12 protein-coding genes are annotated in these 13,034 nt (G+C 62.1%); 11 read left to right on the plus strand and 1 reads right to left on the minus strand.

All coding sequences use genetic code 11. The features are described 5' to 3' along the window. Nucleotides 1-163: 163 nt before the first annotated feature. Complete coding sequence (locus V6M89_RS02215; protein WP_332851621.1) at nucleotides 164-979, minus strand: MHFG family PEP-CTERM protein; 816 nt, start codon at nucleotides 977-979, stop codon at nucleotides 164-166. A gap of 388 nt (nucleotides 980-1,367) precedes the next feature. Here V6M89_RS02215 and rpsB point away from each other — a divergent pair, with 388 nt between their 5' ends. The 11 genes from rpsB (at nucleotide 1,368) to lpxD (ending at nucleotide 13,000) form a co-directional block, all read left to right on the plus strand. Continuing rightward, a complete protein-coding gene (gene rpsB / locus V6M89_RS02220) occupies nucleotides 1,368-2,120 on the plus strand; it encodes a 30S ribosomal protein S2 (protein ID WP_070271614.1) in 753 nt (250 codons plus the stop codon). 118 nt (nucleotides 2,121-2,238) lie between these two features. After that, complete coding sequence (gene tsf / locus V6M89_RS02225; RefSeq protein ID WP_116988647.1) at nucleotides 2,239-3,150, plus strand: translation elongation factor Ts; 912 nt, start codon at nucleotides 2,239-2,241, stop codon at nucleotides 3,148-3,150. Between the two features lie 144 nt (nucleotides 3,151-3,294). After that, nucleotides 3,295-4,011 carry a UMP kinase gene (gene pyrH / locus V6M89_RS02230; protein WP_020702755.1) on the plus strand — a complete coding sequence of 239 codons (717 nt, stop codon included), beginning with the start codon at nucleotides 3,295-3,297 and terminating at the stop codon, nucleotides 4,009-4,011. A 28-nt stretch (nucleotides 4,012-4,039) separates the two neighbouring features. Beyond that, nucleotides 4,040-4,600 (plus strand): ribosome recycling factor, encoded by a 561-nt coding sequence (gene frr / locus V6M89_RS02235; protein WP_008449292.1) that lies wholly within the window; start codon nucleotides 4,040-4,042, stop codon nucleotides 4,598-4,600. Nucleotides 4,601-4,758: 158 nt separating this feature from the next. Continuing rightward, entirely contained in the window at nucleotides 4,759-5,511 is a 753-nt protein-coding gene (uppS, locus tag V6M89_RS02240) for a polyprenyl diphosphate synthase (RefSeq protein WP_332851622.1), read from the plus strand. Next, nucleotides 5,511-6,350 (plus strand): phosphatidate cytidylyltransferase, encoded by an 840-nt coding sequence (locus V6M89_RS02245; RefSeq protein WP_332851623.1) that lies wholly within the window; start codon nucleotides 5,511-5,513, stop codon nucleotides 6,348-6,350. The genes uppS and V6M89_RS02245 overlap by 1 nt, the downstream gene beginning before the upstream one ends. A gap of 10 nt (nucleotides 6,351-6,360) precedes the next feature. Beyond that, nucleotides 6,361-7,554: a 1-deoxy-D-xylulose-5-phosphate reductoisomerase gene (gene ispC / locus V6M89_RS02250; RefSeq protein WP_332851624.1), complete on the plus strand. Its 1,194-nt coding sequence runs from the start codon at nucleotides 6,361-6,363 to the stop codon at nucleotides 7,552-7,554. Continuing rightward, entirely contained in the window at nucleotides 7,551-8,945 is a 1,395-nt protein-coding gene (gene rseP, locus V6M89_RS02255) for an RIP metalloprotease RseP (protein ID WP_332851625.1), read from the plus strand. Before ispC ends, rseP begins: the two co-directional genes overlap by 4 nt. A gap of 55 nt (nucleotides 8,946-9,000) precedes the next feature. After that, complete coding sequence (bamA, locus tag V6M89_RS02260; protein WP_332851626.1) at nucleotides 9,001-11,337, plus strand: outer membrane protein assembly factor BamA; 2,337 nt, start codon at nucleotides 9,001-9,003, stop codon at nucleotides 11,335-11,337. A 58-nt stretch (nucleotides 11,338-11,395) separates the two neighbouring features. Continuing rightward, nucleotides 11,396-11,920 (plus strand): OmpH family outer membrane protein, encoded by a 525-nt coding sequence (locus V6M89_RS02265; RefSeq protein WP_217940231.1) that lies wholly within the window; start codon nucleotides 11,396-11,398, stop codon nucleotides 11,918-11,920. A 24-nt stretch (nucleotides 11,921-11,944) separates the two neighbouring features. Further along, a complete protein-coding gene (gene lpxD / locus V6M89_RS02270) occupies nucleotides 11,945-13,000 on the plus strand; it encodes a UDP-3-O-(3-hydroxymyristoyl)glucosamine N-acyltransferase (protein ID WP_332851627.1) in 1,056 nt (351 codons plus the stop codon). Nucleotides 13,001-13,034 lie beyond the last annotated feature (34 nt).

Here is a 13,034-nt window from a genome sequence, read left to right on the forward strand (position 1 = left end):
CAAAGTAAACGGTAAAAACGCAGGCGGCGAGCGGATGAGATCAGCTCGCGGCGTGCAAATATGTCGAAATTATAAACGACGCGGGGCGGCCCCGCTCGGGAATGCAAGGATAGTGCCCGGTGTGGCGCGTGGGCGCCACGCTCGGGGCTGTGTACCGGGTGCTTTAGCTCTGGCGGGAGCTGGCGCGGCGGCGGCGCGCAACCACGCCGAGCAGGCCCAGGCCTGCCAGCAACATGGCCCAGGTGTCGGCTTCAGGCACCGGGGTGGGTACGGGCCAGCTGCCGTCGTTGTCGCCGTGGAAGGGGCCTGGGAGCGGGAATGCGCCGCCGTCAGCCAGCGGGTCGGGCGTGCCGTCTTCATTGAGGTCGAACACTTCCAGGCCTCCCGGTTGTCGGCTGAGTTTGCCTACCTTGTTGGCGACCTGGCGCTGTTGAAGTTCGCGCTTGGCCAATTCCTCCTCGGTCAATTCTTCAGGCTCGTGCTGATCGGCGTCGGCCAGGCCCAGGTCCTTGGCGTCCAGCTTGTCGCCCAGTTTGGCGGCGGCGGGAGGCGCCGCGGCCGGCGCCTTGGCGACGGCAGGCAGGCGGTTGATGCGGCTGACGTTGCCGCAAATCCTGGGCACCAGGATGCAGTGCTGGTCGACGCAGTAGACCGCTCCCGGTTCCTGGCGTTTCTCGCTCCATTTGCTGCGGGTGACGGTGGCGCACACCGAGGCGGCGCCGAAGTGCATGTCGCGGATGGCCGGGTCGTACTGGTTCTTGCCGTTGATGCCGTCGCGGGTGATGGTGACCTTGTCGTCCGACTGGCCTTCCTCCATGCGGCGCTTGAGCGTGCTGCGCACGGAGGCCGGAATGTCGGTGTAGCGGTCGATGGCCGCGGCGGTCTTGCCGGTGTAAGGATTAACGCCAGGGCGATCCCAGGAGCAACTTGGCTGAACAGTGGAAACTGCGGCTAGCGTCACGGCAAACAGGATGGACATGGGGGTGGGCCTTCACGGGGTTGAAACGTATGTTTGATTAACTATAATTAACAATAAGGAATTAAAGTTTTCGCCATGATATTACAAAATAGTTACTTATACTCAAAATGGTTGCCTTTTTATTTGTAACAAGTCATGACGGCGCGCAAATGTGAGGCGTCGTGTGACATTGTGGTGCGACGCACCAAGGTGGGGCGGGGGGAGTGCGCAGGCGTACAGCGCTTGCCTAAGTGGCTGTTTTCAGGGTAGAATCTCGGGTTGCTTGAATTCGGTTTTGAGCAATGTTGTAAAAATCCCGTGGAAATCCACATTAATAAACGCGAATCCGGTCGACAAGGGTGCCTATATGGTGACTGATCGGATTCCAGACCCAACCCTGGAGTTTAATATGTCCGTAACTATGCGCGAAATGCTGGAAGCCGGTGTCCACTTCGGTCACCAAACCCGTTTCTGGAACCCAAAGATGGCTCCTTTCATCTTCGGTCACCGCAACAAGATCCATATCATCAACTTGGAAAAGACGATGGGTATGTATCAAGAAGCGATGAAGCACGTGAAACAGGTAGCTTCGAACCGTGGCACCATCCTGATGGTCGGCACCAAGCGTCAAGCTCGCGAGATCATTGCTGCTGAAGCAGCACGCGCAGGCGTTCCTTTCGTCGACCAACGCTGGTTGGGCGGCATGCTGACCAACTTCAAGACCATCAAGACCTCGATCAAGCGCCTGAAAGACATGGAAGCTACGATCGAAGACGGTTCGGTTGAGAAGCTGTCGAAAAAAGAAGCGCTGATGTTCCAACGCGAAATGATCAAGCTGCAAAAATCGATCGGCGGCATCAAGGACATGGGCGGCGTTCCTGACGCAATCTTCGTCGTTGACGTTGGCTACCATAAAGGCGCCATCACCGAAGCCGCAAAACTGGGCATCCCAGTTATCGGCGTGGTCGATACCAACCACTCGCCAGAAGGCGTTCAGTTCGTCATTCCAGGTAACGATGACTCGTCGAAAGCCATCACTCTGTACGCCCGCGGCGTGGCAGATGCCATCCTGGAAGGCCGTGCTGCTGCCGGTAACGAAGTAGTTGAAATGGTTAAAGCCGCAGCTGGCGACGAATTCGTCGAAGTTAACGAACAGGCTTAATCGTTCGTAACAAGCTGTAAGGAAAAAGGGGTGGCCAACAGCTCCCCCTTTTTTTTAACGTAAGTGGTTAGAGCAGCGCTCACCACCCCCACCCGAACACCGAATACAGGAGAATCACATGGCAGCTATTACTGCAGCAATGGTAGGCGAACTGCGCGCGAAGACTGACGCGCCTATGATGGAATGCAAAAAAGCACTGACCGAAGCCGAAGGCGACATGGGTCGTGCTGAAGAGATCCTGCGCGTCAAACTGGGCGGCAAGGCATCGAAAGCATCGGCACGCATCACCGCTGAAGGCGTTGTAGCAACCTTCATCGCCGGCGGCGTAGGCGCGCTGGTTGAAGTCAACTCCGAAACCGACTTCGTCGCGAAAAACGACGACTTCCTGGCCCTGGCAAACAACGCCGCACGCCTGGTTGTCGAGCACAACCCAGCCGACGTCGCCGCCCTGCTGGCACTGCCGCTGGACGGCAAGACCCTGGACGAAGTGCGCGCAGCACTGATCGGTAAAATCGGCGAAAACATGTCGATCCGCCGCTTCCAGCGTTTCGAAACCACCGGCAAGCTGGCTTCCTACCTGCACGGCGCGCGCATCGGCGTGATCGTCGACTTCGACGGCGCCGACGAGCAAGTTGGTAAAGACGTGGCCATGCACATCGCTGCAATGAAGCCAGTGTCGCTGTCGTCCGAGCAGGTTCCAGCGGAACTGATCGAAAAAGAGCGTTCGGTTGCAAAACTGAAAGCTGAAGAAGATGCAGCCAAAGCTGTTGCCGAAGGCAAGCCAGCGCAATCGCCGGAAATCCTGGCCAAGCGCCTGGAAGGCTCGGTACAGAAGTACCTGAAAGAAGTATCGCTGCTGAACCAGGCTTTCGTGAAAAACGACAAGCAATCGATCGAGCAGATGCTGAAAGAAAAATCGACCACCGTTAAAGCCTTCGCCATGTACGTGGTAGGCGAGGGCATCGAGAAGAAGGTTGACGACTTCGCCGCAGAAGTAGCCGCACAGATGGCTGCTTCCCAGGGAGCGTAATACCAAAGAAAACGGGCCGAGAGGCCCGTTTTTTTAGCCCGACCAAAGTTTTACCCGTAGCACACAGTCGTTCCCGGCGCCGGCCAAGGTATCATAGGCGCCGGCAGCCTTACCCGAATAAACCCAACTTAGGAGCCTCGTCTCATGTCAAAACCAGCCTACAAGCGCGTCCTCCTTAAATTGTCCGGCGAAGCCCTGATGGGCGATGATCCTTACGGCATCAACCGCGGCACGATCGAACGGATGGTCGCCGACGTGGCAGAGGTCGCGAAACTGGGCGTGGAACTGGCGATCGTCATCGGCGGCGGCAACATCTTCCGTGGCGTCGCCCCCGGCGCGCAAGGCATGGACCGCGCCACTGCCGACTACATGGGCATGCTGGCCACCGTCATGAACGCGCTGGCCCTGGCCGACGCGATGCGCCATGTCGGCATCACCGCCCGCGTGATGTCGGCGATCGGCATCGAGCAGGTGGTCGAGCCGTATGTGCGCCCGAAAGCCTTGCAGTATCTGGAAGAAGGCAAGGTCGTGGTGTTTGCGGCCGGCACCGGCAACCCGTTCTTCACCACCGACACCGCAGCGGCGCTGCGCGGTTCGGAGATGAGCGCGGAGATCGTGCTCAAGGCCACCAAGGTCGACGGTGTCTACACCGCCGATCCGAAGAAGGATCCGAACGCCACGCTGTACAGCTCCATCACTTTCGACGAAGCCATCGCCAAGCATTTGCAGGTCATGGACGCCACCGCCTTCGCGCTGTGCCGCGACCAGAAGCTGCCGATCAAAGTGTTCTCCATCACCAAGCCGGGTGCGCTGATGCGCGTCATCATGGGCGAGGATGAGGGTACACTGGTTCACGTTTAAACAATATTCCGATTACAGGAGAGCAGCAATGTCCGTAGCTGACGTTAAAAAAAGTGCGCAAGAGCGCATGATCAAATCGCTGGAAACCTTGCGCGCCGATCTGGCCAAGGTTCGTACCGGCCGCGCCCACACCGGCATCCTGGACCACGTGCAAGTCGAGTACTACGGTTCGCCGACCGCGCTGACCCAGGTCGCCAACGTGACCCTGATCGACGCCCGCACCATCGGTGTGCAGCCGTTCGAGAAGAAGATGGCCGCCACCATCGAGAAAGCCATCCGCGATGCGGACCTGGGCCTGAACCCGTCGTCGCAGGGCGACATGATCCGCGTACCGACCCCGCCGCTGACCGAAGAGCGTCGCAAGGAGATGGTCAAGCTGGTCAAGAGCGAAGCGGAAGACGCGAAAATCGCCGTCCGCAACATCCGCCGCGATGCCAATGAAGGCATGAAGAAGCTGGTCAAGGACAAGGCGATCTCGGAAGACGACGAGCGCCGCGGCACCGACGAGGTGCAGAAGCTGACCGACAAGTTCATCGTGGACATCGATAAGATGGTCGCAGAGAAAGAAAAAGAAGTTCTGACGGTTTAAAACCCGTAGGCGCCAGCAGTTGATCTCCCTCCGTGGCCGAGGGGTCAGACCCCATGCGGGGTCTGACCCCGCCGATGCGTCGGGGTGCGGGTTAGTGCTGGCGCCTTGTCTTTTTGCGTCACACCTGCAATACTTTATACTTTGGCACCAAAGTTTTCATGAAATATACGAGTTCGACTACTGAGGTTCCAGACGCGCCGTCCGTGCCCCGCCATGTGGCTATCATCATGGATGGCAATGGCCGCTGGGCCACTAAGCGCTACCTGCCGCGCGTGGCCGGCCACGTCAAGGGCGTGGACGCCGTGCGCACCGTGGTCGAGGCCTGCGCCCGTCGCGGCGTCGAGTACCTGACCCTGTTCGCCTTCAGCTCCGAAAACTGGCGCCGCCCGGAAGAGGAAGTGTCCCTGCTGATGCGCCTGTTCGTGACGGCGCTGGACCGCGAAGTGTCCAAGCTGCACGCCAATAACATCCGCCTCAAGGTGGTCGGCGACCTCAGCCGCTTCGACGACAAGCTGCAAAGCATGATCGCCAGCGCCGAGCGCAAGACCGCCAACAACACCCGCATGACCGTCACCGTGTGCGCCAACTATGGCGGCCGCTGGGACATCATGCAGGCGGTCGGCCAGATGGTGGCCGCCCATCCCGGCGCCGCCAACTTCTCCGAAGAGCAGCTGGCGCCGCACCTGGCGATGGCCTACGCGCCCGAGCCCGACCTGTTCATCCGCACCGGCGGCGAGCAGCGCATCTCCAATTTCCTGCTGTGGCAGCTCGCCTACACCGAACTGTTCTTCACCGATACCTACTGGCCCGATTTTTCGATCGAGAGCCTCGACGAGGCGATTGCCTCCTACCAGCATCGGGAACGCCGCTTCGGCCGCACCGGCGCGCAACTGGCAGAAAAGAAAAGCTGATGCTGAAAACTAGGATTATTACCGCTGTGGTCTTGCTGGCGGTGTTGCTGCCGGTCCTGTTCTTCAACTATTTCCCAGCGTTTGCCGTCGTTGTCACGCTGTTCCTGGGCGCCGCGATGTGGGAGGGCGCCCGCCTGTTCGGCCTGTCCGCCATGCGCGCGCGCGTGGTCGGCGTGGCCGGCGCGGTGCTGTTCGTGTTCCTGCTGCAGCACTCCGGCAAGCCGGGCGCGCTCAGCGCGCTGTACGGCGCGGCCTGCCTGCTGTGGCTGATCCGCTATGCGCCGTCGCTGGGCCTGGGCCTGCCGCCGCTGGCGGGCGCGGCCAACTGGTCGCTGGCGATCACCTTCAGCTTCGCCATCTTCGCCTGCTTCTTCGCCATCGTCAGCCTGTACCAGCACTCGGCGCTGTACCTGCTGTCGGTGATGGTGCTGGTGTGGATCGCCGACATCGGCGCCTACTTCTCCGGCAAGGCCTTCGGCAAGCGCAAGCTGGCGCCGTCCATCTCGCCGGGCAAATCCTGGGAAGGCGCCATCGGCGGCGGCGTCGCCGTGCTGGCCATCGCCTCCATCAGCGTGCTGCTGGCCTCCGGCCAGCCATGGCTGCGGGATACCTTCGCCTTCCAACTGCAGGCGCGCTTCGGCTGGGCATTGGCCCTGCTGGTGCTGCTGCTGATCGTCGCCGCGTCGGTGATCGGCGACCTGTTCGAATCCCAACTCAAGCGCCGCGCCGCCATCAAGGATAGCAGCAACCTGCTGCCGGGCCACGGCGGCGTGCTTGATCGTATCGACGCCTTGATCCCGGTCCTGCCGCTGGCCGCGCTGATCGGCTCCTGGTTCTGAAAGAATAACTATGCAACGCATCACCATCCTTGGCGCCACCGGTTCGATCGGCGTGTCCACGCTGGACGTGCTCGCCCGTCATCCCGAGCGCTATTCCGTCTACGCCCTGTCGGCGCATAGCCGCGTCGATGAACTGGCGGCCAAGTGCATCCAGTTCCGTCCCGCGCGCGCGGTGGTCGGCACGGCGGCCGGCGCCAGCGCGCTGACGGCGCTGCTGCGCGCCGCCGGCGTCAACACCGAAGTGGAATATGGCGAGGCGGCGCTGTGCGCGATCGCCAGCGCGCCGGAAGTCGACAGCGTGATGGCCGCCATCGTCGGCGCCGCCGGCCTGGCGCCGACGCTGGCCGCGGCCCGCGCCGGCAAGAAGGTCCTGCTGGCCAACAAGGAAGCGCTGGTGATGTCCGGCCAGCTGTTCATCGACGCCGCCCACGCGGCGGGCGCGGTGCTGCTGCCGATCGACAGCGAGCACAACGCGATCTTCCAGGGCATGCCGCAATTCGGCGGCCGCGTACCGGCGGTGCGCGACGCCAAGGCCGGCATCGCCAAGATCCTGCTGACCGCTTCCGGCGGCCCGTTCCTGACGCGCGACGTCGCCACGCTGGACGCGGTGACGCCGGAGCAGGCCTGCAAACACCCCAACTGGTCGATGGGCCGCAAGATCTCGGTCGATTCCGCGACCATGATGAACAAGGGCCTGGAAGTGATCGAGGCGCACTGGCTGTTCGGCGCGCCGGCAGAACAGATCGAGGTGGTGATCCATCCGCAGTCGGTGATCCATTCGATGGTGTCGTATGTCGACGGTTCGGTGCTGGCGCAGCTGGGCAACCCGGACATGCGCACGCCGATCGCGCACGCGCTGGCCTACCCGGAGCGCATCGAGTCGGGCGTGGCGCAGCTTGACCTGACCCAGATCGCCACGCTGCAATTCGAACGTCCCGATTTCAACCGCTTCCCCTGCCTGGCGCTGGCCTTCGAGGCGCTCAAGGCCGGCGGCACCGCGCCGGCGCTGCTGAACGCGGCCAACGAGATCGCGGTGCAAGCCTTCCTCGACCTGCGGATCGGCTTCCGCCAGATCGACCGCGTGAGCGCGCATGTGATGGAGGCGCTGCCGCATGGCGCCGCCGACAGCATCGCCGCCGTGATGGCGCAGGATGCGCTGGCGCGCGCCGCCGCTGAAACCTATATCGCCGGACTGGCAAAATGAACTTCCTGCAAACCGTGCTGGCATTTGTCGTCTGCCTGGGCTCCCTGATCATCTTCCACGAATTGGGGCACTACCTGGTGGCGCGCTGGTGCGGGGTGAAGGTGCTGCGCTTCTCGGTCGGCATGGGCAAGGTGGTGTGGTCGCGCCGTTTCGGGCCGGACCAGACCGAGTGGGCGGTGTCGGCGCTGCCGCTGGGCGGCTACGTCAAGATGCTCGACTCCCGCGAGGGCGACCTGGGCGACCTGCCGCCGGAAGACCTCAAGCGCGAATTCACCCGCCAGAACGTGTGGAAGCGCATCGCCATCGTGGCCGCCGGCCCGCTGGCCAATTTCCTGATCGCGATCGTGCTGTTCGCCGGCTTGTACATGCACGGCGTGGAAGAGCCGACCAGCAAGATCAGCGTACGTGCCAATGAGGTGGCGACTGCGGCCTCCGTGCCCACCGCCGCATGGAGCGCGGGCCTGCGCAGCGGCGACGTGGTCACCGCCGTCAACGAACAACCGGTGGCCGTGTGGTCCGAACTGCGCTGGAACCTGATCCAGGCCGCCATCGATAAACAAGAAGCCCGCATCGCCGTCGAGCGCGTGGGGCAGGGCCGCTTCACTTTCGTGCTGCCGGCCGAGGCGCTGGCGACGCTGGACCTGGAAGGCGATGTGCCGGGCAAGCTCGGTGTGGGCGTGGGCCGTCCGGCGCCGGTGGTGCAGGAAGTGATCGCCGGCGGCCCCGCCGCGCGCGCCGGCCTGCTCAAGGGCGACCTGCTGTTGTCGGTGGACGGCACGCCGGTCGGCGACGGCATCGCCTTCATCGACATCATCCGCGCCTCGGCCGGCAAGACGGTGCAGGTGGCGGTGCGCCGCGCCGGCCAGCAGCTGGTGCTGCCGATGGTGCCGCAGGCAGAATTGGTAAAAAGCGAGGCAAAGACCGGTAAGGGAACTGTAACAGTCGGTAAGATCAGCGCTTACGTCGAGCAGCAGCCGGATATGATCAGCGTGCCATCATCCCCGGTCGCGGCCGTCGGCAAGGCGATGGCGCGGGTATGGGATACCTGCACCATGACGGTCAAAATGATCGGCAAGATGATCACTGGCGAAGTCTCGCTGAAAAACGTCACCGGCCCGATCACCATCGCCGATTATGCCGGGCAGACCGCGCGAATGGGCGCGGCCAGCTATTTAAGCTTCATCGCCTTCATCAGCATCAGTTTGGGGGTAATGAATTTGCTACCAATTCCCGTTCTAGATGGGGGGCATTTGCTGTATTATTCGCTGGAAGTTTTAACTGGGCGTTCTGTGCCGGAGCGTTTTGGTGAGATTGCGCAGCGCCTGGGCATGGGCTTGTTACTGACGTTGATGCTGCTGGCGGTGTTTAACGACGTCGTGCGGCTGTTGTAACAGGCTCGCTTTGTATATAAAAGTAGTTCGTTGATTTAGCCATTGAATAACCCCAATGAAATTATATTCTGACCGTATTAACTCAACTTCCTTTCGCCGCAGCCTGATCGGCGCCGCTGTCCTGGCGCTGTGCGCCGGCAGTGCCATGGCCATCGAGCCCTTCGTCATCAAAGACATCCGCGTCGAAGGGATCCAGCGTACGGAAGCCGGTACGGTCTTCAGCTACCTGCCGGTGCGGGTCGGCGAGACCTTCAACGACGACAAATCGATCACCGCCATCAAGGCGCTGTACGCCACCGGCTTCTTCAAGGACGTCAAGCTGGAAGCCGACGGCGGCGTGCTGGTGGTGCTGGTCGAGGAACGTCCGGCCATCTCCAAGGTGGAGTTCACCGGCACCAAGGAATTTGAAAAAGACACGCTGGTCAAGGCGCTGAAGGACATCGGCGTGGGCGAGACCAAGATTTTCGACAAGGCGTCGGTCGACCGCGCCGAGCAGGAACTGAAGCGCCAGTATCTGTCGCACGGCCTGTATGGCGTCAAGATCGTCACCACCGTCACCCCGATCGAGCGTAACCGCGTCAACATCACCTTCGCGGTGGACGAGGGCGACATCGCCAAGATCAAGCAGATCAACATCGTCGGCAACAAGGTGTTCTCGGACAAAGAGCTGAAAGACCAGCTGGCGTTGAACACCGGCGGCTGGTTCAGCTGGTACACCAAGGCCGACCAGTACTCCAAGACCAAGCTGACCGGCGACATCGAGTCGCTCAAGTCCTACTATCTGAATCGCGGCTACATCGAGATGCAGATCGAATCGACCCAGGTGTCGATCACGCCGGACAAGAAGGACATCTACATCACCATCAACATCACCGAAGGCGAGAAGTACAAGGTCTCCGGCATCAAGTTCGAAGGCGAGACCTTCGGCCGCGAAGAGGAACTGCGCTCGCTGGTGCTGCTGCGTACCGGTGAAACCTATTCCGGCGAACGCCTGACCGCCACCAACAAGCTGATCTCCGATCGCCTGGGCACCTTCGGCTACGCCTTCGCCAACGTCAACGCCAATCCGGAAATCGACCAGAAGAAGCGCGAAGTCGCCTTCACCTTCTTCATCGATCCGGGCAAGCGCGCCTACGTGCGCCACATGAACATCGCCGGCAACACCACCACCCGCGACGAAGTGATCCGCCGCGAGTTCCGCCAGTTCGAATCGTCGTGGTACGACGCCAACAAGATCAAGCTATCGCGCGACCGCGTCGACCGCCTCGGCTACTTCAAGGACGTGACCATCGACACGCCGGAAGCCCAGGGCACGTCCGACCAGGTCGACGTCAACCTGACCGTGGTCGAGAAGCCGACCGGTAACTTCCAGATCGGCGGCGCGTTCTCGCAGTCCGAGAAGTTCACCTTCCAGGCGGCGATCCAGCAGGCCAACTTCGCCGGTTCGGGCACCACCGTCGGCATCGAGTTCAATACGTCGAAATACAGCCGCACGCTGTCGTTCTCGCAGACCGACCCGTACTACACCGACGAAGGCGTATCGCGTTCGTACGAAGTCTACCTGCGCACGCAGCAGCCGCCGGCGCTCAATATCGGCAGCTACACCATTCGCCAGCAGGGTGGCCGCATCAGCTACGGCGTGCCGTTCTCGGAAGTCGACACGGTGTTCTTCGGTATCGGCCTGGAACGCTCGCGCATCTCCACCGACGCCACCTCGCCGGTGCGCTTCAAGGAATACGTGACCACCATTACCGGCAACCCGGACGGCATCGGTACCGCGTCGACCAACGCCGTGCCGCTGACGGCGGCATGGGCGCGCGACAGCCGCGACTCGGCGCTGACGCCGACCGTGGGCCGCTACCAGCGCGCCAACCTGGAGCTGGACATCGTCGGCCAGCAGAAATACTACCGCGCGGTCTACGAGCAGCAGTGGTACAAGCCGCTGTTCTCCAAGGTGACGCTGGCGTTGAAGGGCGAGATCGATTATGGTCATGGCCTGGGCAACAGCAGCTACCCGGTGTTCAAGAACTTCTACGGCGGCGGCATCGGTTCGGTGCGCGGCTACCTGAGCTCCTCGCTGGGCGCGGTCGACCAGATCTACGGCGATGCGCTGGGCGGCGCCTCGCGCCTGCTCGGCACCGCCGAACTGCAGCTGCCGTTCCCTGGCTCGGGCCAGGACCGCAGCCTGCGCTGGTTCGGTTTCGTCGATACCGGCCAGGTGTACCAGGAAGGCGCGAAGATGCGCGCTTCCGAGCTGCGCTACTCGTCGGGCCTGGGCATCAGCTGGATTTCGCCGGTCGGTCCGCTCAAGTTGAGTTATGCTAAGCCTTTGAACGCCAAGCCGGGCGACCGCCTGGAACGCTTCCAGTTCCAGATGGGTACCGGCTTCTAAGGCGGCGGATAGACATTGCGATGGCATTGAGTATTGATATTTACTTCGGAGAAACAAGTTGAAGACTGCGTCCGCTACCCTGACCAAATCTCTCGCCGTGCTTGCACTGGGCTGGTGTGCATTGGCGCCGGTGCAGGCCCAGACCTCGGCCTCGCGCATCGCCTGGCTGAGCCCTGAGCGCATCTACAACGAATCCAAGCTGGCCAAGCTGGCCGGCGAGAAGCTGCAGGAAGAGTTCAAGAGCCGCGAGAAGGCCATGCAGGATATGGCCGGACGCCTCAAGGCGGCGTCGGAAAAGCTGGAAAAAGACGTCCCCACGCTGGCCGAGGCCGACCGCATCAAGCGCCAGCGCGACGTGTTCGAGCTGGATAAGGAATACCAGCGCCGCCAGCGCGAGTTCCGCGAAGACCTGAACCAGCGCACCAACGAGGAACGCCAGGCGATCTCGGAAAAAGCCACCAAGATCATCAAGCAGATGGCGGCGGTGGAAGGTTTCGACATCGTCCTGCAGGATGCGGTCTGGGCCAGCCCGCGCATCGACATCACCGACAAAGTGCTGGCCGCGCTGGATAAAGACAAGTAAAACACATCAAGATTGGATCACCCGATGGGCACTCGACTAGGGGAATTGGTCGAACGCCTCGGCGGGCAGTTGGTGGGGGATGCGAACCTGGAAGTCACCGGGATCGCGCCACTGACGGACGCCGGCGTTTCGCACATCAGCTTTCTCAGCAATAGCAAACTGCGCGCGCAAGCGCTGCAAAGCCAGGCGGCGGCACTCATCGTGTCGGCCGCCGATGACGCTTTTATCGCCGCCGGATACGAAGGCGCGCGCATCGTCACCACTAATCCGTACGTGTATTTCGCCCGCGCGGCGCAGTATTTCGAATCGCTGACGGCCATCGTGCCGGCGCCGGGCGTGCACGCCAGCGCCGTGGTGGCGGCCGACGCGGTGGTTGCCGCCAGCGCCCACGTGGGCGCGCGCGCGGTGATCGAGAGCGGCGCCGTGATCGGCGAGCGCGCGGTGATCGACGCCGGCTGCTACATCGGCCGCGACGCCGTCATCGGCGAGGATACGCATTTGTTCGCCAACGTGACCTTCCAGTCGCGCTGCGTGATCGGCAAGCGCGGCATCATCCATTCGGGCGCGGTGATCGGCACCGACGGTTTCGGTTTCGCCAACGAGGGCGGGGTCTACATCAAGATTCCGCAAACCGGGCGGGTGGTGATCGGCGACGATGTGGACATCGGCGCCAACACCACCATCGACCGCGGCGCCCTGGCCGACACGATACTGGAGGACGGCGTCAAGCTGGACAACCAGATCCAGATCGGCCACAACTGCCATATCGGCGCGCACACGGCGATGGCCGGCTGCGTCGGCGTGGCCGGCAGCGCGAAGATCGGCAAGTACTGCACCTTCGGCGGCGCCGCGATGGTGCTGGGCCATTTGACCATCGCCGACAAGGTGCATGTGGGCTCGGGCAGCATGGTGTCGCGTTCCATCCTGGAGCCGGGGCAGTACACCGGCTTCTATCCGCTGGCAAAGAACAGCGAGTGGGAAAAATCCGCCGCCATCGTCCGCAATCTGTCGACGATGCGGGATAAAATCCGCGCGCTGGAAAAAACAATTAAAACATTGACGAATCAAGACGAGAAATAATCATGACCACTACCACGACCCCTGTTACCTCCGA

The organism is Duganella sp. S19_KUP01_CR8 (assembly GCF_036688705.1).
Classification (GTDB): domain Bacteria; phylum Pseudomonadota; class Gammaproteobacteria; order Burkholderiales; family Burkholderiaceae_D; genus Rugamonas.

Bases quoted from the DNA above. Each gene is read 5' to 3' on its own strand.
- V6M89_RS02245 (WP_332851623.1), top strand. From the start codon at position 5,511: ATGCTGAAAACTAGGATTATTACCGCTGTGGTCTTGCTGGCGGTGTTG.
- V6M89_RS02215 (WP_332851621.1), bottom strand. From the start codon at position 979: ATGTCCATCCTGTTTGCCGTGACGCTAGCCGCAGTTTCCACTGTTCAG.
- rpsB (WP_070271614.1), top strand. From the start codon at position 1,368: ATGTCCGTAACTATGCGCGAAATGCTGGAAGCCGGTGTCCACTTCGGT.
- tsf (WP_116988647.1), top strand. From the start codon at position 2,239: ATGGCAGCTATTACTGCAGCAATGGTAGGCGAACTGCGCGCGAAGACT.
- bamA (WP_332851626.1), top strand. From the start codon at position 9,001: ATGAAATTATATTCTGACCGTATTAACTCAACTTCCTTTCGCCGCAGC.
- lpxD (WP_332851627.1), top strand. From the start codon at position 11,945: ATGGGCACTCGACTAGGGGAATTGGTCGAACGCCTCGGCGGGCAGTTG.
- uppS (WP_332851622.1), top strand. From the start codon at position 4,759: ATGAAATATACGAGTTCGACTACTGAGGTTCCAGACGCGCCGTCCGTG.
- rseP (WP_332851625.1), top strand. From the start codon at position 7,551: ATGAACTTCCTGCAAACCGTGCTGGCATTTGTCGTCTGCCTGGGCTCC.
- pyrH (WP_020702755.1), top strand. From the start codon at position 3,295: ATGTCAAAACCAGCCTACAAGCGCGTCCTCCTTAAATTGTCCGGCGAA.
- ispC (WP_332851624.1), top strand. From the start codon at position 6,361: ATGCAACGCATCACCATCCTTGGCGCCACCGGTTCGATCGGCGTGTCC.
- frr (WP_008449292.1), top strand. From the start codon at position 4,040: ATGTCCGTAGCTGACGTTAAAAAAAGTGCGCAAGAGCGCATGATCAAA.